Below are 25,256 nucleotides of genomic sequence, written 5' to 3' on the forward strand. Positions count from 1 at the left end.
TTATCCGCTAGCATGACGGTTCGCGTTTTGCTGGAGCCGTCATGCCTGCCACGTTTGCACACCATACCTTGGCCAACGGCCTGCAGCTCACACTGCGCCATGCGCCACACCTGAAGCGCTGCGCCGCCGCAGTGCATGTCGCTGCCGGTAGCCACGATGCTCCAACGGCATGGCCGGGGCTGGCGCACTTCCTTGAACACCTGTTTTTTCTCGGCAACAGCCGCTTCCCGGCTGAAGACGGCCTGATGCGCTATGTGCAACGCCACGGTGGCCAGGTCAATGCAAGCACGCGGGAACGGGCCACTGAGTTTTTTTTCGAAGTCCCGGTCGCGGCATTCAGCGGTGCCCTGGAGCGGCTGTGCGACATGCTTGCCCAGCCCCGCCTGGACGACCACGCCGCGCAGTTGCGCGAACGCGAAGTGCTGCACGCCGAGTTCATTGCCTGGTCCCGCGACCACGCCTCGCAGGCACAATTCACCCTGCTTCAGTGCGTATCGGCAGGCCATCCACTTCGGGCCTTCCATGCCGGTAACCGCTACAGCCTGGGTGTACAGCAGGCCGCCTTTCAACGGGCACTGCAGGACTTCCACAAACGCTACTACCAGGCAGGGCAAATAACCTTGAGCCTGGCCGGGCCACAACCACTGACCGAGTTGTTGGCAATGGCCGAAGCCTATAGCCAGGCCTTCAATCCCGGGCTGAAAACAGCCCAGGCGCCGGTCACACCTCTGCAACTGTGCAGCGCACCGGCGCAACCGGCAGGCCTGCTGAACCTGTTGTTCGCCTGTGAACGCTTGCCTACCGGTAGCGAGGACGCAATCGCATTCCTCAGCACGTGGCTAACGGACAGCCAACCCGGCGGACTGCTCGCACTGTTGCGCGAAAAAGGCTGGATAACGGGGCTCAGTTTCAAAACGCTTTATCAGTATGAGCAGCAGGCCCTGCTGCATGTGCAGTTCACCCTGACGGATGAGCAGCATCGCAGTGACGTTGAACGGCTGTTTTTTGATTGGCTGGCTTTTTTCAACAGCGCCGACCGGACGCCGCTGGAGGAGGAATACGCTCGGCTCATGGCCTGCCAGCAAGGGCGTGCCGGCGCCCTGCAACTGGCACGTCAAGACAGCACGGGCAACCCACCCGGGACACCGGACAGTGCAGCGCTGAGCGCCCTGCTCAACCCGCTACTGGCTCGCACATGCCCGCGTCTCGAAACGGTCATGCCCTGGCAGTTGCCCGAGCCCAACCCATTCCTGGTGAACGCTGATGCCACCACTCGGGCGTCGTCGGGCACCCCCAACATGGTCTACAACCCCGCCCTGCCGAGCACACGCCAGACCGGCATCCTGTACCTGCGCTGGCAACTCGACTCAGGCGGCCACGATAACCTCTACGCACGGCTCAACAGTGCCCTGCAAAGGCTCATCGAACGCGCGGCACAAGCCTGTGTAGAACTGGAATTCAGCGCCTGCGCACACTACTGGCAGTTGCGCTGTGCTGGCGCACCCAGCGCCGTCAATGCAGTTGTCACGCAAGCCCTGGCGGTGCTGCGCAGCCCTCCAGCGAGTACCTGGCAGACGGCCACGACCCCAACCCGGGAACCGACACTGATACCCATCCGCCAACTGCTACGGCAATTGCCGGAGGTTGTTCTGGGGGGAGGGAACACAACCCCGCAGGTGCAAACAGCCACCGACGCAGAGCTTCAGGCCGTGTGGAGCAGCGCACGCTGGCAAGGGCTGGCCACCGGCTTTGCGGCAACCGAACGGCAACCACTGGCGATTCCCGGCAGTGCTGGCAGCCACACCACGCCGCGCCTCATTCGCGGCAGGCAGTGGTACCACTCGACGGATGACAGCGCAGAGCAAGCCCTGCTGTTGTTCTGCCCGGTGGCCGATGAGGCTGCAGGACGCCTGCTGGCACACCTGATCCAGGGGCCTTTCTACCAGCGTCTGCGGGTCGAACTGCAATTGGGTTATGCCGTGTTCAGCGCCTTCCGTCAGGTTCAAGGCCATGCTGGCCTGCTGTTCGGCGTGCAGTCACCGTCGGTCAGCCATAGGCAAATCCTCATGCACATCAACACCTTCATTGATGGGCTAGGACTCTGGCTCAACACTCACGCCAGCGAGCTGGAAGCACAACGTCAGGCCCTGGCGGCGCAGTTCGCTGAACCGAGCATGAGCAACAGCGATGTGGCCGAGTGGGCCTGGCAAGCGCAACTGGCCGGCCATCCCCTGCAGACACTGAAGCCGTTGCAGGCACGCATCAAGGCTGTAGACCTGGCAACACTCGAAGCCGCCGCCGAGGCGGTGCGCCGGGTTGACCAGGGTTGGCTATGCTTGGCCAACGGCCCAGCGCCGTCCGCCGCCTGGCAGGATGCATGCTGATTTTTACGCCCGCGGTAACGGCATTTATCTAAGATTTAACCTTTCAGCTTCGTATTTTTTAGTAAGATAGCGCAATCTTGGCCACCGAACCCCCTTCATTGCGAGGGTGGACTAAATAAGTAGCCACCAACCCCCAGACCTATCCGGAAGGAGTAATCCCATGTGGACCAAACCTGCATACACTGATCTGCGTATCGGCTTTGAAGTGACCATGTACTTCGCAAACCGCTGAGTTTGCTGTCAGTACAACGCCTCGGTCAGCCGGGGCGTTTTCATTTTCAGACGCGGCAGGAGTGGCCATGTACATCCAGATTCTCGGTTCCGCCGCCGGTGGCGGTTTCCCCCAGTGGAACTGCAACTGTGACAACTGCAAGGGCATTCGCGATGGCACCCTGCGCGCCACGGCGCGAACCCAGTCGTCGATCGCCTTGTCCGATGACGGCGTCCACTGGGTACTCTGCAATGCTTCGCCAGACATCCGCGCCCAACTGCAAAGCTTTGCCCCGATGCAGCCGGCACGGGCACTGCGCGACACGGGCATCAACGCGATCGTCCTGCTCGACAGCCAGATTGATCACACCACGGGCCTGCTCAGCCTTCGCGAAGGCTGCCCCCATCAGGTCTGGTGCACCGACATGGTCCATCAGGACCTGAGCACCGGCTTTCCGCTGTTCAATATGCTCAGCCACTGGAACGGTGGGCTGGTCTGGAACCGTATCGAACTGGAAGGCAGCTTCGTTATCGACGCCTGCCCTAACCTGCGCTTCAGCCCGTTCCCGCTGCGCAGCGCCGCACCGCCTTACTCGCCACACCGCTTCGACCCACACCCAGGTGACAACCTCGGGCTGATGGTCGAAGACCTGCGCACTGGCGGTACCTTGTTCTATGCCCCAGGCCTTGGGCAAGTCGATGACGGGCTGATGGAGAAGATGGCCAGCGCCGACTGCCTGCTGGTCGACGGAACCCTATGGGACGATGATGAGATGCAGCGACGTGGTGTCGGCACCCGTACAGGTCGGGAAATGGGCCACCTGGCCCAGAACGGCCCAGGTGGCATGCTTGAAGTGCTGGAACACCTGCCGACGCAGCGCAAGGTGCTTATCCACATCAACAATACCAACCCGATCCTGGATGAAGACTCGGCCGAACGCGCTGAACTGAACCGCCGCGGTGTCGAAGTCGCCTTCGACGGCATGAGCATCGAGTTGTAGGAGCTGACATGAACGACGCCAAAGCGCTGTCCCCCGCCGAGTTTGAACAAGCCCTGCGGGCCAAGGGTGCCTACTACCACATTCATCACCCTTATCACGTGGCCATGTATGAAGGCCGGGCCAGCCGCGAGCAGATCCAGGGCTGGGTTGCCAACCGCTTCTACTATCAGGTGAATATCCCGATGAAGGATGCCGCGATCCTGGCCAACTGCCCGGACCGCGAGATCCGCCGCGAGTGGATTCAACGCCTGCTCGACCATGACGGCGCACCTGGTGAAGATGGCGGTATCGAAGCCTGGCTGCGCCTGGGCCAGGCCGTTGGCCTTGATCCCGAGCAACTACGCTCTCAAGAGCTGGTGCTGCCCGGTGTACGCTTTGCGGTGGACGCCTATGTCAACTTTGCCCGACGAGCCTGCTGGCAGGAAGCCGCCAGCAGCTCCCTGACCGAACTGTTCGCGCCACAGATCCATCAGTCGCGCCTGGACAGCTGGCCGCAACACTACCCGTGGATCGACCCTGCCGGTTACGCGTACTTCCGAACACGCCTGAGCCAGGCCCGTCGCGATGTCGAACATGGCCTGAGTATCACCTTGCAGCACTACACTACAGTGGAAGGCCAACAGCGCATGCTGGAGATTCTCCAGTTCAAGCTGGACATTCTCTGGAGCATGCTAGATGCCATGAGCATGGCCTACGAACTGAACCGCCCGCCCTATCACACCGTCACCCGTGAACGGGTCTGGCACAAGGGGATTGCCCTATGAGCTTCGATCGCAACCTGACCCCGCGCTGGCGCCCGGGTTACCGCTTCCAGTTCGAGCCGGCACAGAAAGCCCATGTGCTGCTCTACCCGGAGGGCATGATCAAGCTCAACGAAAGCGCCTCGGCCATCGGCCGGTTGATTGATGGTCAGCGCACGGTCGCCGCGATCATCGCCCACCTGGACGAGCAGTTTCCCGGCGTACCCGAACTTGGGGATGACATCGAGCAATTCATGGAGGTCGCCCGTGTCGAACACTGGATCGAGCTTGCCTGAGGTACCCGCTACCCCTGAGGTCGGTCTGCCGCTGTGGTTGCTGGCCGAGCTGACCTACCGTTGCCCACTGCAGTGCCCGTACTGCTCCAACCCACTGGACTTCGCTGCCCAGGGCCAGGAGCTGAACACCGAGCAATGGTTCAAGGTGATGCGTGAAGCGCGGGAAATGGGCGCCGCGCAACTGGGCTTCTCCGGTGGCGAACCGCTGGTTCGTCAGGACCTCGCCGAACTGATCGGCGAAGGCCGCCGCCTGGGCTACTACACCAACCTGATCACCTCGGGTATCGGCCTGACCGAACAGAAGATTGCCGACTTCAAGCACGCCGGGCTGGACCATATCCAGATCAGCTTCCAGGCCAGCGACGAAGAGGTGAACAACCTGTTGGCCGGCTCGAAGAAAGCCTTTGCGCAGAAGCTGGAAATGGCCCGCGCGGTAAAAGCCCACGGTTACCCGATGGTGCTGAACTTCGTGACCCACCGGCACAACATCGACAGGATCGACCGCATCATCGAGCTGTGCATTGCCCTGGAAGCGGACTTCGTCGAGCTTGCCACCTGCCAGTTCTATGGCTGGGCGCACTTGAACCGGGTCGGCCTGCTGCCGACCCGCGCCCAACTGGAGCGCGCCGAACGCATCACCAACGAGTACCGCGAAACGCTCAAGGCTGCCGGCAACCCCTGCAAACTGATCTTCGTCACGCCGGACTACTACGAGGAGCGCCCGAAAGCCTGCATGAACGGCTGGGGCAGCGTATTCCTCACCGTCACCCCGGACGGCACTGCACTGCCCTGCCACGGCGCACGGCAACTGCCCGTGCAGTTTCCCAACGTGCGCGAACACAGCATGCAGCACATCTGGTACGACTCGTTCGGCTTCAACCGCTACCGCGGTTATGACTGGATGCCTGAGCCGTGCCGCTCCTGCGACGAGAAAGAAAAAGACTTCGGCGGCTGCCGCTGCCAGGCCTTCATGCTCACCGGCGACGCCAGCAAGGCTGACCCGGTCTGCGCCAAATCGGCCGACCACGGGATCATCCTCAACGCCCGGAAAGACGCTGAACACGCCAACCTCTCCATCGACCAGATGACGTTCCGCAATGATCGAAACTCCCGTGTCATCGCTCGCGGCTGATCGTTTCAGCGCCGAACAGGCGGTTGCCGCAGGCGCCGACTATGCCGAACTCAAGGTCGGCCCGCACGGGTTGTTCTGGAATGCCTTTCGTCCCCAGGACGGTGCTTGCCGGATCTGGCATTGGCACAAGGGCCGCAGCCGCTGCCTGACGCCCGATGGTTTCAGCGTACGTAGCCGGGTCTACGAGTATGGTGGCGGTGCATTCTGCCTCACGGCCAACGGCCTGGTGTTCGTCAACGAAACAGACCAGCAGCTCTATCGGCAAAGCCTCGATGGCGGCCAGCCGCAGCCGCTGACCCACGGCCATCGTCGTTACGGTGATTTGTGCTGGGCAGACGGCAAGGTCGTGGCCGTTGAGGAAACGCACACGCCGGATCAGGTCGAACACCGCTTGGTCGCCATTGGCCGGGGCTCACGGGAGGTACTGGCCGAAGGTGCGGACTTCTATGCATCTGCGACCGTAAGCGAGGATGGTGCCCGCCTGGCCTGGATCGAGTGGAACCGCCCCGATCAACCCTGGACCGCCACCCGCCTGCTGTGCTGCCAGCGTCAGGCCGATGGCCGCTGGAGCCCGGCGCAGTGCATTGCGGGTGACGGCGACGAACAGGAATCCCTGCAACAACCGCGCTTCGGTAGCAATGGCCGCCTGTATTGCCTGTCAGACCGTGAAGGTTTCTGGCAGCCCTGGGGTGAAACCGAACAGGGTTGGCAGGCACTCCCCGCCACGGCGGCCGACCACGCCGGCGCCCCTTGGCAACTGGGCGCCAGCACCTGGCGCCCCCTGGACCGTGGACGTTATCTGGCCAGTTGGTTCGAAGACGGTTTCAGCCGCCTGGGCGTGCGCCATCTCGACGGCACGCTAGAAGACTTCAGCGGCGCGTTCACCCGTTTTCGCTGCCTGGACCTGGACAACACCTACCTGTATGCCATCGCGTCGTCGGCCACCCACCCACCGGCTGTCATCGCCATCCACCGGCGAACGCACCATGTTCAGGTGTTGAGTGGCGGCGTACTTCCGTTACCGGCCGAACGCATCAGCCGACCGCAAACCCTCCGTTACCCCAGCGGTGATGGTATTGCCCATGGCTTTTTCTACCCGGCCATGAACGGGACGTCGCGCCCACCGCTGGTGGTGTTCATCCACGGTGGCCCGACATCCGCATGCTACCCGGTGCTCGACCCGCGTGTTCAATACTGGACCCAACGCGGCTTTGCCGTCGCCGACCTCAACTATCGAGGCAGCAGTGGCTATGGCCGGGCCTATCGTCAGGCGCTGTGCGGGCGCTGGGGCGAAGTCGACGTGGAAGATGCCTGTGCCGTAGTCAGCTACCTGGCCGGGCAAGGCCTGGTGGACCCAACCCAGGCCTTTATCCGAGGCGGTAGCGCCGGTGGTTACACCACCCTGTGTGCGCTGGCCTTTCACAACGTGTTCCGTGCTGGCGCGAGCCTCTACGGGGTCAGTGATCCGCTGGCCCTGACCCGCGCCACGCACAAGTTTGAAGGCGACTACCTCGACTGGCTGATCGGCGACCCCGTGCGGGACATCGAGCGCTACCGACAGCGCACACCGCTGCTGCATGCCGCACAAATCAAAGTGCCAGTGATCTTCTTCCAGGGCGAACTGGATGCGGTGGTCGTCCCCGAGCAAACGCGCAGCATGCTCGACGCCCTGAAACGCCGCGGTATTCACGCCGAAGGGCACTTCTATGCCAATGAACGCCACGGCTTTCGGACCGCGGCCAACCTCGCCCATGCGCTGGAGGAGGAATGGAAGTTCTACCGCAAAGTCCTCAGCGCACCTTAGGACCCCAGGCGTGCCTTTGAGCAACTGACGGCAGATAAAAAAACGCCCCGAGCCAAAATGATCAGGCCCAGGGCGATGCGCAGGAACGCGAGACGGTTCGTAAAATTCGTTAGTGCAGAACGTTGCCAGAAAGGATCAGGTGGTCCAGTTGGTCGGCTACCAGCACTTGTTTGCCAGCGTTCAAGGCCTTTTCCAGCAGGCGTCGCTCGGCGTCACGCCAAGGCTCCTGCGGTTGCTCGGGCCCCAGGTCGATCAATAGATCGAAACTGTCCAGCCGTGGCATGCGGGCATGGGCATAGAGGTGGCAGATATGCACCGCTTCGGCGTTTTGCAGCAGCCAGCGGTTCAGTGGCCCATGACGCTGGGCGGGCGAATGTTGCAGGACAAGTACACGCATCTCAGGCACTAGCCTCGCGACGACGGTTCAGTTGCGCGGTATGGACCCGGGCGAATGCCCGTGCCAGGCGCAACAGCATTTCATCAATGTTGCCTTTGCTCACGGTCAACGCCGGCGAAAAACGCAGCACGTTCGCCTGCGGTGCGTTCAGCAGCAAGCCTTCCTGCAGCGCAGCCTTGACCACCGCAGCCGCCGAGTCATCCGCCAGCTCCAGCCCCCAGAGCAAGCCTTGGCCGCGCACTTCACCCTGGCCGTAGCGTGCAGTCAGACGCCCCAAACCATCGCGCAGGTGCCGTCCGGCCTCCTGCACATGGTCGAAGAACCCCGACTCCAATACCGTTTGCAGCACCGCCAGGCCAGCAGCGCTCATCAGCGCATTGCCATGATGGCTTCCCTCCAGCTCGCCCGGCTCGGCGCAACAGGCCGTGCCACGTGCCAGCAACGCGGCCAGCGGCACGCCACCGCCCAAGCCTTTGCCCAGGGTCAGAATATCGGCGCGTACGCCGTAGGTTTGCTCGGCAAGCAAAGCACCGCAGCGACCGATACCGGTTTGAACCTCATCAAGGATCAGCAGGATGCCCAGCTCGCGGCACAGACGCTCGACACCCTGCAAGTAGTCCTGGGTCGCCGGAATGACGCCAGCCTCGCCCTGGATAGGCTCCAGCATGATCGCAACCGTACGCGAGTCGACGGCGGCATGCAGGGCTGCAAGGTCGTTGTAGGGCACCTTGCTGAAACCTGGCACGCCAGGCTCGCAGCGGTTGCACGGCGACGGGTCGGAGGCCGACAACGCACCCAGCGTACGCCCATGGCAGCTCTGGCTGGCCGTGATGATGTGGTAGGCACCGTTACGATGCAGTTGGCCCCATTTGCGTGCCAGCTTGATCGCACCTTCGCAGGCTTCGGCGCCACTGTTGAGCAGATAGGCCTGATCACTGCCTGTGCTTTCACACAGGCGATTGACCAGTTGCAACAAGCCACGGTTATGAAAACCTGCCCCCGGATTGATCAGCGCCTGAGCCTGGGCACCCAATGCCTGAACCAGTGCTTTGGGGCTATGCCCAAGGCTGTTGACCGCACAGCCCTGAGTAAAATCGAGGTACGCCCGCCCATCACTGTCCCACAGCCAGGAACCCTGACCCCGGACGAAGACTTGTGCCGGGCGCTCTGCCACTGGCATCAGGCATTCACGCGACAACGACTCGACCGGTGCAGTGGTCACCGGAGCAGGCTCGTGCTCCTCAAGGGGGGCCGGCGAACGACGCAGGTTGAACAGGTTCATGCGCGCAACCCTTCCAGTGGCAAGCCGAGCAGACGCGATGTCCAGTCTTCGACCTGGCCGGTACGTAGACGCCTCATCGCGATGTCGCGCCAGCGTGACGACAGGGCCGGACAATCCACCAGCTTTTTCAAACCTGCATGCTCCAGGGGTTCACGGAAAAAAGCATGTAACGCCCAGGCTACGGTGAGGCCTGGGTAGCTACGCTGAATCAACTCAAAAGGATCTTCGGCGCTGACAAAACCCGGCTTGAGCACCCGGTAGAACCAGCCGCAACGGCCCGTTTGCTGAGCCTGTTCAGGCAAGTCCAGCAGGCCCCAGCGGTGGCTGAGCCGATAACAGGGCGAGCGCGGCTGGCTGATCTGCAACAGCGCGCCCCCCCATCGAAACATGTCGCCCAGGCAAACGGATTCTTCGCTCATGCCGTGGGTCGACAGGTTTTCGCCAAAAGCCGGTGCACACCAGTCGATCTGTGGATAACGTTTGCGCCAATAGGCGTAGTGCTCGGCGGGGTAGTGATGCAAGGCCCGTTCAGGGCCGGTATGGAAGCGTGGGTCGCCGTGTTCATCGCTGCCCAGTCCCTGTGGCCACAACCACAGCCTTCTTGCAACCTGTTCCTTATCAATGTCGGTCAATAAGCCATGACCGATGTTTTTAGCCTTGCCTATGTAAACACCATCCACATACACGGTATTCATCGCGCCCTATGGCCCTGTAAACCTTGTGAATACGGGATAGACTAGGCTTCTTGCAGGCTAACAGCCATTTCGTTTTTCGAGCTTTTTTGATAAGTATTTCTTATGGATTTTCGCCAACTGCGTTATTTCGTCGCGGTCTACGAAGAAGGTCATGTCGGCCGGGCTGCCGAACGCCTGTCACTGTCCCAACCGGCGCTGTCGCAACAGATCCGCCAACTCGAACACAGCCTGGATGTCAGCCTGTTCGAACGCGGCAACAAGCGACTGCTGCCGACCCTGGCAGCGCACACCCTGTACAACCACGCACTGCCCCTGCTCGACGGCCTGCAACGGGCGAGTGACGCCCTGCGAAACTTCAAGGGGCAGTCATTGCGCACCTTGGCCATCGGGGTACTGCAGACCGTACGTCCAAGCCTGGTACCACAGCTGCTCGACCGGGTACGCAAGGCGCAGCCACACCTGGTGGTACAGATCTACGAACTGTCAGGTATGGAAATCGAGCGACGCCTGCTAAACGGCACACTGGATATCGGCATCAGCTACCTGCCGCCGCGCCAACCGGGCCTGCACGGCTTGATGCTCTATGAAGACGAACTGCAATTGGTGATCCCCAATACCCACCCGTTGCGCGAATTCAAGAAAGTCTCACTGAAACAGGCCGCCGAGTTACCGATGCTGCTGCTGGGCGAAGAGTTTCAGGTGCGGCAGATCTGGCAGTCGCAGCTGGCCAACCTTGGCCGGCGCCCGCAGGTTCAGGCGGAAATGAACAACATGGGCGGGATTCTAGACAGCCTGCCACACACGTCGCTGGCTACCGTCTTGCCCGGGCGGGCCCAAGAGGTGACGGATGATCAGGAACTGCTCTGGAAGCCGTTGAGCGAGCCACGGGTGCCGCTGAAAGTGGGCCTGGTGTTCCGGGATGCGCAGCGCCAGCAAGCCTCGATCGAGTTGCTGCGTACGCTACTGGAAGAAGAGATCGACCCACGGCACATCGGCGTATCGCCACTGGACGTGCTGGGCTGATTTAATTGCGGGCATAAGAAAACCCCGCCGAGGCGGGGTTTGCAGACTGTTTCCCTGACATCCATTTCACCCGCCATCCTGGCAGGAATCCTGCGTGTCCCTGTTCTGTACATTGCGCGTCCTGCGCGACGTCCATGTGGTAAAGATTAGCGATGGATCCAATCTTTAGATAGAGGCGAAAAGTCACCACGTCGTGTAAGCCTTTTCCTACACGACGCAGCGAAGCTTAAAACTGCTCGGCATTGAGCAGATAAAGCGACTCGCTACCGGCCTTCACGGCTGCGCTCAACGAGTGGGTGCGCGGCAGCAATCGGGCAAAGTAGAACCGTGCGGTCCCCAGTTTGCTGGCATAGAAGTCGTCCTGCCCCTGCTTGGCCAGCGCCGTACGTGCCATCAGCGCCCACATGTAGGCATAAGCGACGTAACCGAAGGTCTGCAGGTACTCCACCGAGGCGGCACCGATCTCGTTCGGGTTGCTCTTGGCGCGGTCCAGTACCCAGGCGGTCAGTTCGTCGAGGCAACCCAAGGCTGCTGCCAGCGGTTTACTGAATTCCTCCAGCCCGGCGTCTGCCGAGGCGATGAACTGGCGGACCTCATCCGCGAACAACGTGTAATACGCCCCGCCGCTGCCCACGACCTTGCGCCCGATCAGGTCCAGCGCCTGAATGCCGTTGGTGCCCTCGTAGATCTGCGTGATGCGCACATCGCGCACCAGTTGCTCCTGGCCCCACTCACGGATGTAGCCATGGCCACCGAACACCTGCTGACCATGCACCGTCGTTTCCAGGCCGAGGTCCGTGAGGAACGCCTTGGCCACCGGCGTCAGCAAGGCCACCAGGTCCTCGGCACGCTTGCGCACAACCGGGTCTTCGCTGTACTTGGCAGTATCCAGTTGCATCGCCACATAACTGGAGAAGGCGCGGCCACCCTCGTTAAAGGCCTTCATGGTCAGCAGCATGCGCCGCACATCAGGGTGAACGATGATTGGGTCTGCGACCTTTTCCTTCGCTTGCGGACCGGTCGGCGCGCGACTCTGCAGACGGTCGCGGGCGTATTCGATCGCGTTCTGATAAGAACGCTCTGCCGATGCCAGGCCCTGAATACCGACGCCCAAACGCTCGTAATTCATCATGGTGAACATGGCGGCCAGGCCCTTGTTGGGCTCACCGACCAGATACCCTACCGCGTCGTCAAAGTTCATCACGCAGGTGGCAGAAGCCTGAATGCCCATCTTGTGCTCGATGGAGCCGCAATTGACCGGGTTGCGTGCGCCGAGGCTGCCGTCGGCATTGACCAGGAACTTGGGCACCAGAAACAACGAAATGCCTTTCGGCCCAGCCGGTGCGTCCGGCAGTTTAGCCAACACCAGGTGGATGATGTTCTCGGTCAGGTCGTGCTCGCCGCCCGTGATGAAGATCTTCGTACCACTGACCCTGTAACTGCCATCTGCCTGAGGTTCTGCACGGGTGCGGATGATGCCCAGGTCAGTGCCGGCATGGGGCTCGGTCAGGCACATCGAGCCGGCCCAGACGCCGGCATACATGTTTGGCAGGTAGGTGGCCTTGAGTGCTTCACTGGCGTGGGCATTGATCGACAGGCAGGCACCGGCCGTCAGCATTGGGTACAGGCCGAAGGACAGGCTGGAAGCGTTGACCATCTCTTCGACCTGGGCAGAAATCACCTTGGGCATGCCCATGCCGCCGAATGCGGGATCACCGCCTACGCCCACCCAACCACCTTCGGCATAGGTGCGATACGCATCGATAAAACCTGCTGGTGTAGTGACGACGCCATTATCCCAACGGCAGCCTTCTTCGTCGGCACCACGGTTCAGCGGCGCGATGCTTTTGCTGGTGACCTTGCCGGCCTCCTCGAGAACGGCCATGGCCGTCTCTTCGTCAACGATATCGGCCAGGCCGGGCAGTTGAGCCCAGAGCCTGGCAACCTCGAAGACTTCATTGAGGACGAAGCGCATATCGCGCAAGGGCGCTTTATAGTCAGCCATGGCAACCTCTCACAGAACCAGTCAGGGGCAGTCCCGAGGGACCGATACTCAGTTAGAAAACCAGTGTACCTGAACAACTTTTGCGAGACATAGGGCCATCTTTTGACCAGATAGTCATATCCGGTCACGCTGTACGAACGGCCCCTCGCTTGTTTTGCAAACCGTAGGCGACCACGCAGTTACGGCCCGCGCCTTTGGCGCTGTAGAGCGCCTGGTCGGCCGATTTGAGCACTTCGTCAGGCGAGCGATGCTCCATCTGACGCTCGGCGACACCGATACTGATGGTCACCGACACACTGGCGGCCGCAGCAGCACCACGGCGCTGGCGCCCCTGAGTATCGTCCTGCGGGCGGCTATCCGGATTACGCAGCAAGATATTGTAGTTGGCGATCACCTCGCGCACGGCTTCCAGGTGTGGCATGCACTCCTCGATGCTCTTGCCGGCAAATACCAGGCAAAACTCCTCCCCGCCATAGCGGTAGGCACGACCACCACCAGTGACCTTGGACAACTTGCTGGCCACCAGACGCAGCACCTGGTCCCCGACATCGTGACCGTGGGTGTCGTTGAATTTCTTGAAGTGGTCGACGTCTGTCATCGCCAGCACATAGGTACGGCCCAACCGCTGCATCCGCTCATTCAATGCGCGACGCCCCGGTAGCCCGGTCAACTCGTCGCGGAAGGCCATCTGATAGGCTTCATGGGACACCGCTGCGGCAATCATCAACATCACCTGACTGCACATGATGTTGAGGGTAAACGGCAAGATGAACGTCTTTGGCAGCATCCAGAAAATGCCGATCAGGCCAATAATCTGCGCCGCATGCAGCGGTCGTGGCTGACGCAGGTACTGCACCACCAGCAAGCCGAAGGCGATCAGGAACACCGGGTACGCCATCTGGATCAGGCTCATCCATTGGCCATGCAACGATGGCCAACGAATCTCCGCCAGCCACGCCAGCAAGGGCTGCGGGAAGCTCTGCTCAAGCCCCAGGGCGACACTGCCAAAAGCCAGCAACACGGCAAAGCGCGCCACCATATCCTGGAACAGGTGCGTACGCTCCTGCCAGGCGCCAAACAGCCCGAACAGCAAGGGCAGTAACAGGCACACTAAATGGAAGACAACGGCCGCATCCTCACGGACCCGCCCATTGTCTCGATAAAAGTCAGTCTGAGTATCCAGCAGGAAGTAGGCGATATAGACCGTGACCATCAGAAACAGCTCACGCTGACGTCGGTAAACCGCGCAGTAGGCACCGCCAAGCAGCAACACCAAGGTTGGCAGCACATTGAACAGCGATGTGAAGAAAACACTCAGGTCCCGCACATAGGCCGCCGCCAGTCCGCAGAGCAGAAGGAACAGTGATGGCAGAAAGTGACTGAGGCGTACAGCAGATAAACGAAACAAGGGAATCTCCGACCCGGCAGATCAACAATGGCATTGTGCCTCTAGTGCATCGGCAACGCACATGAATAGATGAATGTTTACCTGCACTTTCATTTAACGGCAGCGCGAGATGGGGTTTAAGGCTTCCCTCCTGTTCGTCCACACAAAAAAACCGCCTGCCGGTCAGGGCAGGCGGTTTTCAGTTCAGCCACTCACTCAGTAAGCGAGGCCGAAATCTTCCTCTTTCATGTCCATCAGGTTATTGGCACCTGACAGCATGGCTTCAACATGAGCACGGGTACGCGGCAGGATGCGCTGGAAGTAGAAGCGCGCAGTTTGCAGCTTGGCGGTGTAGAACGCAGTTTCGCTGGTACCAGCGGCCAGTTTCTCAGCAGCCAGGCGCGCCATGTCAGCCCAGAAGTAAGCCAGGCAGGCATAACCGGAGTACATGACGTAGTCCACCGAAGCGGCACCAACTTCTTCACGGTCTTTCATGGCGGCCATCCCGACTTTCATGGTCAGCTCACCCCACTCCTTGTTCAGCTTGGCCAGCGGTTCAACGAACTCCTTGACCGCATCGTTGCCCTCCTGGCCCTGGCAGAACTTGTGGACGATCTTGGTGAAGCCCTTCAGGGCCTCGCCTTGAGTCATCAGCACTTTACGGCCCAGCAGGTCCAACGCCTGGATACCCGTGGTGCCCTCGTACAACATGGAGATACGGCTGTCGCGCACGTTCTGCTCCATGCCCCACTCGGCGATGAAACCGTGACCGCCGTAGATCTGCACGCCGTGGTTGGCGGCTTCAAAACCGACTTCGGTCATGAAAGCCTTGGCGATCGGGGTCATGAAAGCCAGCAGCGCGTCGGCTTTCTTCCTTTCTTCCTCGTCCTGACTGTACTTGACGATATCGACCTGTTTGGCGGTGAAGTAGACCATCGCCCGGTTACCTTCGGCGAAAGCCTTCATGGTCAGCAGCATACGCCGCACGTCCGGGTGAACGATGATCGGGTCAGCGGCTTTATCCGGTGCTTTCGGCCCGGTCAGCGAACGCATCTGCAGGCGGTCGCGTGCGTACTTCAGGCCACCCTGGAAGGCCACTTCAGCGTGAGCCAGGCCTTGCAGCGCAGTCCCCAGACGTGCGGTGTTCATGAAGGTGAACATGCAGTTCAGGCCCTTGTTGGCCGGGCCGATCAGGTAGCCGGTCGCGGCGTCGAAGTTCATCACGCAGGTGGCGTTGCCGTGGATACCCATCTTGTGTTCGATGGAACCACAGGCCACGGCATTGCGTTCGCCCACACCACCATCAGCGGTAGGCAGGAACTTCGGCACGATGAACAGCGAGATGCCTTTGGTGCCAGCAGGGGCGTCGGGCAAGCGTGCCAGAACGATATGGACGATGTTATCGGCCATGTCGTGCTCACCGGCGGAGATGAAGATCTTGGTGCCGGTGACTTTGTAGGAGCCATCAGCCTGAGGCTCGGCCTTGGTGCGCAGCATGCCCAGATCGGTGCCGCAGTGCGGCTCGGTCAGGCACATGGTGCCGGTCCACTCACCGGAAACCAGCTTGGTCAGGTAGGTGTGTTGCTGCTGGGGCGTGCCGTGCTCGGAGATCGTGTTCATCGCGCCATGAGACAAGCCAGGGTACATGCCCCAGGACCAGTTGGACTCACCGACCATTTCGCTGATCGCCAGGCCCAGCGACTCAGGCAAGCCCTGACCACCATGCTCGACGTCATGGGCCAGGCTCGGCCAGCCACCTTCGACAAACTGCTGGTAGGCCTCTTTGAAGCCGGTCGGGGTTTTCACGCCCGACTCACTCCAGGTACAGCCTTCCAGGTCACCCACACGGTTCAGGGGGGCCAGTACCTGTTCACAAAACTTGGCGCCTTCCTCAAGGATGGCATTCACCATGTCTGGAGTGGCGTCCTGGCAAGCCGGCAGGCTCTGATAGTGCGCTTCGTAGCCGAGCAACTCGTCACGAACAAAGCGAATATCACGCAAGGGGGCTTTGTAATCAGGCATAGCGATAAACCTCTGCTGATGGATCCTGGATAGGGAGACCGTGACACACCGACCAGCTCTTGGCGACTTTCGGTCAAACAGTTGTTTGAAACATACGTTTACGCCAATGGGTTGTCAAGCATCGTCCAGAGGGCAATTGCGCCATCTCAAACCGCTGCACGGCCCTCGTTACACCCGCTACACGCGCACGAACGAGCGCCTGGCGACAAGGCCAAGGCGCTGATACATAAAGCGTAGTAGAGGGGGCGAACGCAGATAGACCGAGGGGCGGTCAGGCGTAGGTATCGATCAGGGTGCCGAGCATTTCGTCGGAAGCTTTGGCCACTTTGACACCGAGTTCAACCTGGAACTTGCCCAGGGCCAATTCGACGGTGCTGGTGGCGAGGTCTTGTTGCTGGCTGCGATCGACCGAACGCAGGCGCTCAGCCTGATAGTCGCTGGACTGGCTGGTGGCGGCACGCTCGACGGTGGTATTGGCGATCTGGCTGGCTGCCTGATCGACACGGTTCTGCCCCGTCTGAATAGCCCCCAGACCGGCATAGAACGCTGAGTTGCCTGAGATTTCCATTTCGACACTCCATGACGCTAACTGCAGATACGGCCTATTGAAGCAGACCTCAAAGAAAAAGGCCCGTCAAAAACACTAATAGCACATTGCCCTTCAATAGCCTGTAGTCAGTCCAGCAGATCCAGTTGCAGGAATTCAGCCACGGCGTCAGCCGTGACGCTCTTGAGTTTAGGGACGCGCCCCAGGCAGGGTGCCGGCAACCGCTCCGCCAGGGTTGCAAGGTTCTCTTCCAGTCGCGATGTGCGCGGATCGACGACGTTGGCCACCCAGCCGGCCAACTGCAGGCCATCGCGCGCGATGGCTTCAGCACTGAGCAGGGCGTGATTGATGCACCCCAGGCGCACGCCAACCACCAGAATCACCGGCAGTTGCAGGGCAATGGCCAGATCAGAAAGGTTGGCCTGATCAGACAGCGGTACCCGCCAACCGCCAGCCCCTTCAATCAGGGTGAAATCTGCCCGTTGCGCCAACACGTGACGCATCGGCGCGAGCAACCCCTGAACCGTCAATGCCACGCCCGCCTCACGCGCCGCCAGATGCGGTGCGATGGCCGGCTCAAAGGCGAAAGGGTTGACCTGCTCGTAGGGCAATACAATCGAACTTTGCGCCATCAGCGCCAGGGCGTCGGCATTGCGCAAGCCCTTGGCGCTGACCTCACAGCCCGAGGCAACCGGCTTGGCACCCAGCGTGCTGAGCCCCGCCTGGCGGGCAGCCTGAAGCAAGCCGGCGGCGATCGTAGTCTTGCCGACGTCGGTATCGGTACCCGCGATGAAATAGGCTGCGTTCATTTCACACTCCACCTTCCAGAGGTTTCTGCAGCACCCCGTAGACCACCTGATAGGTCGCCGGCAGGCCTTGGGGCTGACGGAACCGCTCGTATGCCTGCAGCAAGCCCTGCATGCGTGCGCGTCCCGTCAAGCCGGTGGGCCGGCCCGGGTTGAGATTGTGTGCGCCCAAGGCCTTGAGCTCATGGGTCAGGCTGCGCACATCCGGGTAGTGCAAAACATGCGGACGGCGCTCCAACGCCAGCACCGGCATGCCACTGGCCAGGCACAGGCGCTGATAGTCCTCAAATGGCCGAAAACGGTTGACGTGAACCAGCCCGTCCACCGCCTGCCAACTGTCGCGCAGCTCCTGGAGCGTACCGACACACAGGCTGGCAAACGCCAGGACACCGCCCGGCTGCAACACCCGCCGGGCCTCACTGAGCACACCTGCAAAGTCACCACACCACTGCACCGCCAGGCTGGTGAAGATCAGCCCGACGCTGGCCTCGCGCAGCGGCAAACGCTCGGCATCACCAGCAACATGGTAGTGCGCACCGCCCTGTTCGCGGGCATGACGAAGCATGCCTTCGGCAATGTCTAACGCCAGGCCGACACGTTGCGGATAACGCTGTTCCAGCATCCGGCTGAAGTAGCCCGTGCCACTGCCCAGGTCGAGCCAGTTCGACGGCTGTAACGACGCAGGCAATTGTTCCAGCAAGGCGTTCCCCACATCGCGCTGCAACTGCGCAACGCTGTCATAACTGACTGCGGCGCGGGAAAACGACGCGGCTACCTGGCGTTTGTCAGGCAAGGCACCGGGCAAGGCCGGCCGGGATAGATCAGTCATCACCGCTCTCGTGCAGAAAAGCCTTTATCGCACAGGCCAACTCGTGGGGTGTCTCCACCAAGAAGCCGTGCGCGCTGTCTTCGATCAAACCGACTTCAACGTCGGGTAACACATTCAGCAGCTCGCGCGCAGCTTCAGCAGGCACCAATGCATCGCTCCCGGCAAACAGGTGCAGCTGCGGCCCGCCAAACGACTGCAATGCTGTACGGGTGTCCAACTGCGCCAGCAGTTCCAGGCCAGTCACCAGAAACTCCTCACGCGTCTGCGGCATACCGGCCGTCAACAGCCGCGCCAGCGTGCGTGGTTCCTCTGCACCCTGGCTGCACAGCGAGACAAAGCGTTTAAGGGTCACCTGAGGGTGATGGCGGCAGCCGTCGAGAAACGTCTCAAAGGTGGCGGGCGCCATCCCGTGCGGCCAATCCGGGCGAGCGACAAAACTGAGGTTGCTGGCCAGGGTCAGTACGCCGCAGCACTCATCACCACGACGAGCGGCCAGTTCAGCCGCCAGCATTCCACCCAGCGACCAGCCACCCAGCCAGGTGTTACGTGGCAGGCTACGGTCCAGGGCCGAAAGCCACGCGTGCGGATCACTGGTGTCGAGTTGCGGTAACGCATGCACCTCAACCTTGAGCGCCGGGTCCAACGCGCGCAGAGCCGCAGCCAACGGCTCCAGCGCCGCGGTTCCCAGGCCCCAGCCTGGCAGCAGTATCAGACGGTCACGCATCGACAGGCTCCAACAACGGATAACACTCGGCCAATGCATTCAACAATAGCTGCACCTGTGCCTGACTGTGGGCCGCTGTCAGGGTAACGCGCAACCGCGCACCGCCTGCAGGGACCGTCGGTGGTCGAATGGCAGTGACCAGCAGGCCGCGCTCACGCAACAACTGCGACAACCGAACCGCCCGAGCACTGTCGCCTATCACGATCGGCTGGATCGGGGTAAAGCTGTCCATCAGCGTCAAGCCGATCTGCTCGGCGCCACTGCGGAATTGTTGGATCAATGCCGCCAGGTGCTCTCGACGCCACGTTTCAGTACGCAGCAGCTCCAGGCTTTTCAAGGTGGCGCAGGCCAGCGCCGGAGGCTGGCTGGTGGTGTAGATATAAGGGCGGGCGAACTGGATCAGGCACTCGATCAGTTCTTCACTGCCCGCAACAAATGCTCCCCCGGTGCCGAAGGCCTTACCCAGGGTACCGACCAGCACCGGGACATCATCCAGGCCCAGGCCAAAATGCTCGACAACGCCACCGCCCTGACGCCCCAGAGTACCGAAACCATGTGCATCGTCGACCATCAACCAGGCACCGCGCGCCTTCGCCGCCTTGGCCAGCGCGGGCAGGTCGGCCACATCGCCGTCCATGCTGAACACCCCGTCAGTGACCACCAGGGTGTCACCCTGGGCTTTCTCCAGACGGCTGCTCAGGCTCAGGGGGTCGTTATGCAGGTAGCGATTGAAACGCGCACCACTGAGCAGCCCGGCATCAAGCAACGATGCGTGGTTGAGGCGGTCCTGCAGCACCGTATCACCCTGCCCGACCAATGCCGTCACAGCGCCCAGATTGGCCATGTAGCCGGTGGTGAAGAGCAACGCCCTCGGGCGCCCGGTGAACTCGGCCAAGGCCTCTTCCAGCGCGTGATGCGGGCCGCTATGACCGATCACCAGATGCGAAGCACCGCCACCGACACCCCAGCGCTCGGCACCGTCACGCCAGGCAGCAATCACATCGGGGTGATTGGCCAGGCCCAGATAGTCGTTGCTGCAAAAGGCCAACAGCGGTTGACCGTCGACCACCACGCTGGGGCCTTGCGGGCTCTCCAGCAACGGTCGCTGCCGGTACAGGGACGCGGCGCGCCGTTCTTCCAGGCGCGCACGAAGATCGAAGCTCATCCGCACCTCAAACCGAGGCGGCGTTGTAGAACAACTCGCTGCTCTTCTGCTCGATCAGGGCCTGCTCGATAGCCGCCTGATGAACCTCATCGGCATGCTCCTCGCGGGCCTCGGGCTGGATACCAAGGCGTGCAAACAGTTGCATGTCCTTGTCGGCCTGCGGGTTGGCAGTGGTCAGCAGCTTCTCGCCGTAGAAAATCGAGTTGGCGCCCGCGAAGAAGGCCAGTGCCTGCATTTCTTCGTTCATGGCTTCACGGCCAGCCGACAGACGAACATGGGACTTGGGCATCAGGATGCGGGCAACGGCGAGCATGCGGATAAAGTCGAACGGATCGACAGCCTCGGCATTCTCCAGCGGCGTACCGGCGACCTTCACCAGCATGTTGATCGGTACCGACTCCGGGTGCTCTGGCAGGTTGGCCAGTTGAATCAGCAGGCCAGCGCGGTCGTCCAGCGACTCGCCCATGCCGAGGATGCCACCCGAGCAGATCTTCATCCCCGCATCGCGCACATACGCCAGGGTTTCCAGGCGCTCGCCATAGGTACGGGTGGTGATGATGTTGCCGTAGAACTCCGGCGAGGTATCGAGGTTGTGGTTGTAGTAGTCCAGCCCGGCTTCGGCCAGGGCCTGGGTCTGCTCACGGTCGAGCTTGCCCAGGGTCATGCAGGTTTCCAGGCCCATGGCCTTGACCCCTTTGACCATCTCCAGCACATACGGCATGTCCTTGGCCGACGGGTGTTTCCAGGCGGCGCCCATGCAGAACCGGGTAGAACCGATAGCCTTGGCCCGCGCGGCTTCCTCCAGCACCTTCTGCACTTCCATCAGCTTCTGCTTGTCCAGGCCGGTGTTGTAGTGACCGGACTGTGGACAATATTTGCAATCTTCCGGGCAAGCACCGGTCTTGATCGACAGCAGGGTCGAGACCTGAACACGGTTAGCGTTGAAGTGCGCGCGGTGCACGGTCTGCGCCTGGAACAGCAAGTCATTGAACGGCTGTTGGAACAGGGCTTTAACCTCAGCCAGGGTCCAGTCGTGACGAAGAGTTGCAGTTGTGCTGGCGCTCATGGGCGATTCCTTGTTTAGGCTTGACTGGCGCCGGGACAGGAAAGCCCGCCAGCGCATCACGGAGTGTTTGCATGATTAAGGAAGCCCCATGCACTGTCAACCGAAGCTTAAACAGATGGTTTACAAGTGGTTAAATAATAACCACAACTGTTTGTTATGCGATGAACCTGCCCACGCCCCCATCCCCATCTGCGTCGCCTGCGAGGCCGAGCTGCCCTGGCTTGATGAACGATGCCGGGTGTGCGCATTGCCTTTGCCGATGACAGGACTGGTCTGCGGGCAATGCAATCGCCGCCGCCCGGCTTTCCAGCAGGTTGAAGCCCCTTGGCACTATGGGTTTCCAGTGGATGCACTGATCACCCGCTTCAAATACCACCGGCAATGGCCGCTGGGGCGACTGCTCGCCGAACTGCTCGGCAACTGGCTGGCCTACCGTTTTGCCGAAGGCCTGGCGCAGCCAACGCTTCTGTTACCTGTACCGATGGCCACACGCCGGTTGCGTCAGCGCGGTTACAACCAAGCGGGGATGCTGGCCAAGTGGCTTGGCACACAACTGGACATTACCTGCGATGAACACCTGCTGGTGCGCACGCTCGATACCCCTGCGCAACAGGGCCTGAACGCCCGGACCCGCAAACGCAACCTGCGCCAGGCGTTCGCAGTGACCGATGTGAAGGCCGTGGCCGGCCGTCACCTGGCCTTGGTCGATGATGTACTGACCACCGGTGCCACCGCCCAGGCCTTGGCGAGCCAGCTGCTCAAGGCGGGGGCTCGACGGGTTGATGTGTACTGCCTGGCGCGCACGCCAAAACCGGGCAGCGCTTGACTTGGCACAAGCGGGCGGGCACTTTCGCAGCGATCACCGCCACCCTGCGTAGCCATTCATGTCCCTGCCCGCCCTGCTCAACCAGCACCTCGTCAAACGCCCGCAACGTATCGCCCTGCTGCAGCACATCGCCGAGCAAGGCTCGATCACGCGGGCGGCCAAAAGCGCCGGTATCAGCTACAAGGCCGCCTGGGATGCCATCGACGAGCTGAACAATCTGGCTGGCACGCCACTGGTCGAACGCAGCGTCGGTGGCAGGGGTGGTGGCGGTGCGAAACTCACCGAGGAAGGCGCTCGGGTACTGCGCCTGTATCAGCGCCTGCAAGCCTTGCAGGCGCAAATTCTCGAAGCCACCGAAGACGCGGCTGATCTCGACCTGCTCGGTCGGCTGATGCTGCGCACCAGCGCACGCAACCAACTGTACGGCAAGGTACGCACAATAGAGGCTCAAGGTCGCAATGACCTGATCGAGCTGGCACTGGCCGACAACCTGAGCCTCAGCGCACAGATCACCCATGACAGCACGCTGCGCCTGGAGCTGGCCCCTGGGGCCACTGTCGTTGCGCTGATCAAGGCTGGCTGGCTGGAGTTGTTGGCGACCGATGCCCAGCCTGAAGCTGGCTACAACTGCCTGCTGGCAACCGTCGAGGAGCGCCTCGACGATGCCGAAGGGCCCAGCGAAGTGCGCCTGGTGCTGAGCAACGGCCAGACCCTCTGCGCCCTCGCAGAAGCCGAGTGGCTGAATGAGTTGCACGCAACGCCTGGAAGCCTGTTACAGGTTCAGTTCCCGCCGGCCTGTGTACTGCTGGGAACCCCAGTCTAAAATTCGACACATTACCGTCATACAGGCTGACTAAGGTGACTGCCAAAACAGCAGGAAGCCGATCATGACCCTTTTAGACGAAAACCAGCCTACCGATCTCGAACAGATGGTCGGCCTCAGCCGACGCCGCTTCATCGGTGCCGGCGCCCTGTGTGGCGCAGCGTTGTTCCTTGGCGGCGGCCTGCTGAGCCGCAGCACACTGGCGCAGAGCGTCAAGGCCGCCAACGACAGCCTGCTGGGTTTTCCGACGATCCCTGCCGCAACCACCGACAGCATCAGCCTGCCGCCCGGCTACAACGCCTCGGTACTGATCAGTTGGGGCCAGCCGCTGCACACCGACAGCCCGGCGTTCGACGCCTCGGGCAATGGCAGCGCCAAAGCGCAGGAACTGCAGTTTGGCGACAATAACGATGGCATGAGCCTGTTCCCCTTTCCTGGCGATGAAAACCGGGCGTTGATGGCCATCAACAACGAGTACACCAACTACCGCTACCTGTTCCCTCACGGTGGCCAGCCAACCTCCGCCGAAGATGTGCATAAGGCCCAGGCTGCCGAAGGCGTGTCGGTGATTGAGGTGCAACGCAGCAATGGCCAGTGGCAGTTCGTCCAGGGCTCGCCCTACAACCGCAGGATTCACGGCAATACGCCAATCCGCATGAGCGGCCCGGCCAGCGGCGATGCCTGGCTCAAGACCGCTGCCGACAACAGTGGCAGCAAGGTACTGGGCACCTTCCAGAACTGCGCCAACGGCAAGACGCCATGGGGCACCTACCTGACCTGCGAAGAAAACTTCACCGACTGCTTCGGCAGCAGCAACCCCCAACAGGCATTCGATCCGGGCCAGAAACGCTACGGTGCTTCGGTCGCCAGCAAGGACATCGGCTGGCACCTGCACGATCCGCGCTTCGACCTGGCGAAAAACCCCAATGAACTCAACCGGCATGGCTGGGTCGTCGAAATTGACCCCTTCGACCCACATTCAACGCCGGTCAAGCGCACAGCCCTGGGCCGCTTCAAACATGAAAATGCGGCACTAGGCGAAACTCGCGACGGCCGGGCGGTGGTCTACATGGGCGACGATGAACGTGGAGAGTTCATCTACAAATTCATCAGCCGCGACCCCATCGACCACAAGAACCCCACTGCCAACCGTAACCTGCTCGACCACGGCACCCTGTATGTCGCCCGCTTCGACAACGGCGACGGCAACCACGACCAGCCGAAAGGCAAGGGCCAGTGGCTGGAGCTGACCCACGGCAAGAACGGCCTGAACGCCGCCAATGGCTTCGCCAATCAGGCTCAGGTGCTGATCCATGCGCGCCTGGCGGCCAGCCTGCTTGGCGCCACACGCATGGACCGCCCGGAATGGATTGTGGTCAGCCCCAAGGATGGTCAGGTCTATTGCACCTTGACCAACAACGTCAAACGCGGCGAAGAAGGCCAACCTGTAAACGGACCGAACCCCCGCGAAAAAAACATCTATGGGCAGATACTGCGCTGGCGCGAAAGCGCTGACGACCAGGGTGCGATGACCTTCGACTGGGACCTGTTCCTGATTGCCGGCAACCCTGGCGTTCATCCCGGCGACGCGAAAGCCGGCTCAGCCAACATCACCCCGCAGAACATGTTCAACAGCCCGGACGGGCTGGGTTTCGATGCCGACGGACGGCTGTGGATTCTCACCGATGGCGACTACAGCAACAGCGGTGATTTTGCCGGCATGGGCAACAACCAGATGCTCTGCGCCAACCCGACGACCGGCGAGATCCGGCGCTTCATGGTCGGCCCGGTAGGCTGTGAGGTCACCGGTATTGCCTTCGCGCCAGACCAGCGCACGCTGTTCGTAGGTATCCAGCACCCAGGCGAAAGTGGCGGCTCGACCTTCCCTGAGCACCTGCCCAACGGCAAGCCGCGTTCATCCGTCATCGCGATCCGCCGGGACGACGGCGGCATCATCGGCGCCTGAGGCGAACCGCAACACAGCCCCTGCAACTCGGCGCGCGCAGGGGCATGTAGCGCACCCCAACGAGATGCATCGCATCCGGCGGATTGCGCTACCATGCCAGGCATGATGCGGCTGCCTGCCGCACGG

General features: G+C 61.5%; 23 protein-coding genes. 11 read left to right on the forward strand and 12 right to left on the reverse strand.

The features are described from left to right. The first annotated feature begins 41 nt into the window (after positions 1-41). The 7 genes from pqqF to CYD26_RS06780 all read left to right on the forward strand — a co-directional run bounded on the left by pqqF (position 42) and on the right by CYD26_RS06780 (position 7,567). The gene (gene pqqF / locus CYD26_RS06750) at positions 42-2,384 is read left to right on the forward strand and encodes a pyrroloquinoline quinone biosynthesis protein PqqF (protein WP_102052182.1); all 2,343 of its coding nucleotides are present in this window, start codon (positions 42-44) and stop codon (positions 2,382-2,384) included. 160 nt (positions 2,385-2,544) lie between these two features. Next, positions 2,545-2,616: a pyrroloquinoline quinone precursor peptide PqqA gene (gene pqqA, locus CYD26_RS06755; RefSeq protein ID WP_003243383.1), complete on the forward strand. Its 72-nt coding sequence runs from the start codon at positions 2,545-2,547 to the stop codon at positions 2,614-2,616. A 67-nt stretch (positions 2,617-2,683) separates the two neighbouring features. Beyond that, complete coding sequence (gene pqqB / locus CYD26_RS06760) at positions 2,684-3,595, forward strand: pyrroloquinoline quinone biosynthesis protein PqqB (protein WP_102052183.1); 912 nt, start codon at positions 2,684-2,686, stop codon at positions 3,593-3,595. Positions 3,596-3,603: 8 nt separating this feature from the next. Then, on the forward strand, positions 3,604-4,359 hold the full coding sequence (gene pqqC, locus CYD26_RS06765) for a pyrroloquinoline-quinone synthase PqqC (RefSeq protein WP_065761431.1): 756 nt from the start codon (positions 3,604-3,606) through the stop codon (positions 4,357-4,359). Beyond that, complete coding sequence (gene pqqD / locus CYD26_RS06770; RefSeq protein WP_065761430.1) at positions 4,356-4,631, forward strand: pyrroloquinoline quinone biosynthesis peptide chaperone PqqD; 276 nt, start codon at positions 4,356-4,358, stop codon at positions 4,629-4,631. The genes pqqC and pqqD overlap by 4 nt, the downstream gene beginning before the upstream one ends. Next, positions 4,603-5,763, forward strand: a complete 1,161-nt coding sequence (gene pqqE / locus CYD26_RS06775) for a pyrroloquinoline quinone biosynthesis protein PqqE (protein WP_065761429.1) — start codon at positions 4,603-4,605, stop codon at positions 5,761-5,763. The genes pqqD and pqqE overlap by 29 nt, the downstream gene beginning before the upstream one ends. Beyond that, the gene (locus tag CYD26_RS06780; RefSeq protein ID WP_102052184.1) at positions 5,729-7,567 is read left to right on the forward strand and encodes a S9 family peptidase; all 1,839 of its coding nucleotides are present in this window, start codon (positions 5,729-5,731) and stop codon (positions 7,565-7,567) included. The genes pqqE and CYD26_RS06780 overlap by 35 nt, the downstream gene beginning before the upstream one ends. A gap of 109 nt (positions 7,568-7,676) precedes the next feature. On the opposite strand, the gene CYD26_RS06785 is transcribed toward CYD26_RS06780, so the two are convergent. From CYD26_RS06785 to CYD26_RS06795, 3 genes are read right to left on the reverse strand one after another with little or no spacing between them, the layout of a single operon-like run. Continuing rightward, the gene (locus tag CYD26_RS06785) at positions 7,677-7,964 is read right to left on the reverse strand and encodes a hypothetical protein (protein ID WP_065761427.1); all 288 of its coding nucleotides are present in this window, start codon (positions 7,962-7,964) and stop codon (positions 7,677-7,679) included. Position 7,965: 1 nt separating this feature from the next. After that, on the reverse strand, positions 7,966-9,246 hold the full coding sequence (locus CYD26_RS06790) for an aspartate aminotransferase family protein (RefSeq protein ID WP_099776013.1): 1,281 nt from the start codon (positions 9,244-9,246) through the stop codon (positions 7,966-7,968). Next, positions 9,243-9,941, reverse strand: coding sequence for an MOSC domain-containing protein (locus CYD26_RS06795; RefSeq protein WP_065761425.1), 699 nt, complete (start codon positions 9,939-9,941; stop codon positions 9,243-9,245). Before CYD26_RS06795 ends, CYD26_RS06790 begins: the two co-directional genes overlap by 4 nt. 102 nt (positions 9,942-10,043) lie before the next feature. Here CYD26_RS06795 and CYD26_RS06800 point away from each other — a divergent pair, with 102 nt between their 5' ends. After that, positions 10,044-10,964, forward strand: a complete 921-nt coding sequence (locus CYD26_RS06800; RefSeq protein WP_065761424.1) for a LysR substrate-binding domain-containing protein — start codon at positions 10,044-10,046, stop codon at positions 10,962-10,964. A gap of 226 nt (positions 10,965-11,190) precedes the next feature. Here the strand turns inward: CYD26_RS06800 and CYD26_RS06805 are convergent, their stop codons facing one another. From CYD26_RS06805 to bioB, 9 genes are all read right to left on the reverse strand, one after another. Then, entirely contained in the window at positions 11,191-12,969 is a 1,779-nt protein-coding gene (locus CYD26_RS06805; protein WP_102052185.1) for an acyl-CoA dehydrogenase C-terminal domain-containing protein, read from the reverse strand. 124 nt (positions 12,970-13,093) lie between these two features. Next, positions 13,094-14,377: a diguanylate cyclase gene (locus tag CYD26_RS06810; protein WP_065761422.1), complete on the reverse strand. Its 1,284-nt coding sequence runs from the start codon at positions 14,375-14,377 to the stop codon at positions 13,094-13,096. A gap of 195 nt (positions 14,378-14,572) precedes the next feature. Beyond that, positions 14,573-16,378 (reverse strand): phenylacyl-CoA dehydrogenase, encoded by a 1,806-nt coding sequence (locus tag CYD26_RS06815; protein ID WP_102052186.1) that lies wholly within the window; start codon positions 16,376-16,378, stop codon positions 14,573-14,575. Positions 16,379-16,649: 271 nt separating this feature from the next. After that, a complete protein-coding gene (locus CYD26_RS06820) occupies positions 16,650-16,946 on the reverse strand; it encodes a pyrroloquinoline quinone biosynthesis protein PqqE (RefSeq protein WP_065761529.1) in 297 nt (98 codons plus the stop codon). 107 nt (positions 16,947-17,053) lie between these two features. Next, positions 17,054-17,734 carry a dethiobiotin synthase gene (gene bioD, locus CYD26_RS06825; protein ID WP_099776019.1) on the reverse strand — a complete coding sequence of 227 codons (681 nt, stop codon included), beginning with the start codon at positions 17,732-17,734 and terminating at the stop codon, positions 17,054-17,056. 1 nt (position 17,735) lies between these two features. After that, on the reverse strand, positions 17,736-18,560 hold the full coding sequence (gene bioC / locus CYD26_RS06830) for a malonyl-ACP O-methyltransferase BioC (RefSeq protein WP_102052187.1): 825 nt from the start codon (positions 18,558-18,560) through the stop codon (positions 17,736-17,738). Continuing rightward, positions 18,553-19,284, reverse strand: a complete 732-nt coding sequence (locus CYD26_RS06835; RefSeq protein WP_099776020.1) for an alpha/beta fold hydrolase — start codon at positions 19,282-19,284, stop codon at positions 18,553-18,555. The genes bioC and CYD26_RS06835 overlap by 8 nt, the downstream gene beginning before the upstream one ends. After that, on the reverse strand, positions 19,277-20,449 hold the full coding sequence (gene bioF, locus CYD26_RS06840) for an 8-amino-7-oxononanoate synthase (protein ID WP_102052188.1): 1,173 nt from the start codon (positions 20,447-20,449) through the stop codon (positions 19,277-19,279). The genes CYD26_RS06835 and bioF overlap by 8 nt, the downstream gene beginning before the upstream one ends. Before the next feature lie 7 nt (positions 20,450-20,456). After that, positions 20,457-21,515 (reverse strand): biotin synthase BioB, encoded by a 1,059-nt coding sequence (gene bioB / locus CYD26_RS06845; RefSeq protein ID WP_065761524.1) that lies wholly within the window; start codon positions 21,513-21,515, stop codon positions 20,457-20,459. Between the two features lie 88 nt (positions 21,516-21,603). Here bioB and CYD26_RS06850 point away from each other — a divergent pair, with 88 nt between their 5' ends. From CYD26_RS06850 to CYD26_RS06860, 3 genes are all read left to right on the forward strand, one after another. Further along, positions 21,604-22,341 (forward strand): ComF family protein, encoded by a 738-nt coding sequence (locus CYD26_RS06850; protein ID WP_102052189.1) that lies wholly within the window; start codon positions 21,604-21,606, stop codon positions 22,339-22,341. A gap of 58 nt (positions 22,342-22,399) precedes the next feature. Beyond that, complete coding sequence (locus CYD26_RS06855; protein WP_102052190.1) at positions 22,400-23,164, forward strand: TOBE domain-containing protein; 765 nt, start codon at positions 22,400-22,402, stop codon at positions 23,162-23,164. A gap of 64 nt (positions 23,165-23,228) precedes the next feature. Continuing rightward, the gene (locus tag CYD26_RS06860) at positions 23,229-25,130 is read left to right on the forward strand and encodes a PhoX family phosphatase (protein WP_102052191.1); all 1,902 of its coding nucleotides are present in this window, start codon (positions 23,229-23,231) and stop codon (positions 25,128-25,130) included. Positions 25,131-25,256 lie beyond the last annotated feature (126 nt).

It is taken from the genome of Pseudomonas sp. FFUP_PS_473 (genome assembly GCF_002858665.1).
GTDB lineage: Bacteria > Pseudomonadota > Gammaproteobacteria > Pseudomonadales > Pseudomonadaceae > Aquipseudomonas > Aquipseudomonas defluvii.

What these genes read in the sequence shown, in the direction of transcription:
- pqqF (WP_102052182.1), top strand. Translation starts at nt 42, where the DNA reads ATGCCTGCCACGTTTGCACACCATACCTTGGCCAACGGCCTGCAGCTC.
- pqqB (WP_102052183.1), top strand. Translation starts at nt 2,684, where the DNA reads ATGTACATCCAGATTCTCGGTTCCGCCGCCGGTGGCGGTTTCCCCCAG.
- pqqC (WP_065761431.1), top strand. Translation starts at nt 3,604, where the DNA reads ATGAACGACGCCAAAGCGCTGTCCCCCGCCGAGTTTGAACAAGCCCTG.
- pqqD (WP_065761430.1), top strand. Translation starts at nt 4,356, where the DNA reads ATGAGCTTCGATCGCAACCTGACCCCGCGCTGGCGCCCGGGTTACCGC.
- CYD26_RS06780 (WP_102052184.1), top strand. Translation starts at nt 5,729, where the DNA reads ATGATCGAAACTCCCGTGTCATCGCTCGCGGCTGATCGTTTCAGCGCC.
- CYD26_RS06785 (WP_065761427.1), bottom strand. Translation starts at nt 7,964, where the DNA reads ATGCGTGTACTTGTCCTGCAACATTCGCCCGCCCAGCGTCATGGGCCA.
- CYD26_RS06790 (WP_099776013.1), bottom strand. Translation starts at nt 9,246, where the DNA reads ATGAACCTGTTCAACCTGCGTCGTTCGCCGGCCCCCCTTGAGGAGCAC.
- CYD26_RS06795 (WP_065761425.1), bottom strand. Translation starts at nt 9,941, where the DNA reads ATGAATACCGTGTATGTGGATGGTGTTTACATAGGCAAGGCTAAAAAC.
- CYD26_RS06800 (WP_065761424.1), top strand. Translation starts at nt 10,044, where the DNA reads ATGGATTTTCGCCAACTGCGTTATTTCGTCGCGGTCTACGAAGAAGGT.
- CYD26_RS06805 (WP_102052185.1), bottom strand. Translation starts at nt 12,969, where the DNA reads ATGGCTGACTATAAAGCGCCCTTGCGCGATATGCGCTTCGTCCTCAAT.
- CYD26_RS06815 (WP_102052186.1), bottom strand. Translation starts at nt 16,378, where the DNA reads ATGCCTGATTACAAAGCCCCCTTGCGTGATATTCGCTTTGTTCGTGAC.
- CYD26_RS06820 (WP_065761529.1), bottom strand. Translation starts at nt 16,946, where the DNA reads ATGGAAATCTCAGGCAACTCAGCGTTCTATGCCGGTCTGGGGGCTATT.
- bioD (WP_099776019.1), bottom strand. Translation starts at nt 17,734, where the DNA reads ATGAACGCAGCCTATTTCATCGCGGGTACCGATACCGACGTCGGCAAG.
- bioC (WP_102052187.1), bottom strand. Translation starts at nt 18,560, where the DNA reads ATGACTGATCTATCCCGGCCGGCCTTGCCCGGTGCCTTGCCTGACAAA.
- CYD26_RS06835 (WP_099776020.1), bottom strand. Translation starts at nt 19,284, where the DNA reads ATGCGTGACCGTCTGATACTGCTGCCAGGCTGGGGCCTGGGAACCGCG.
- bioF (WP_102052188.1), bottom strand. Translation starts at nt 20,449, where the DNA reads ATGAGCTTCGATCTTCGTGCGCGCCTGGAAGAACGGCGCGCCGCGTCC.
- bioB (WP_065761524.1), bottom strand. Translation starts at nt 21,515, where the DNA reads ATGAGCGCCAGCACAACTGCAACTCTTCGTCACGACTGGACCCTGGCT.
- CYD26_RS06850 (WP_102052189.1), top strand. Translation starts at nt 21,604, where the DNA reads ATGCACTGTCAACCGAAGCTTAAACAGATGGTTTACAAGTGGTTAAAT.
- CYD26_RS06855 (WP_102052190.1), top strand. Translation starts at nt 22,400, where the DNA reads ATGTCCCTGCCCGCCCTGCTCAACCAGCACCTCGTCAAACGCCCGCAA.
- CYD26_RS06860 (WP_102052191.1), top strand. Translation starts at nt 23,229, where the DNA reads ATGACCCTTTTAGACGAAAACCAGCCTACCGATCTCGAACAGATGGTC.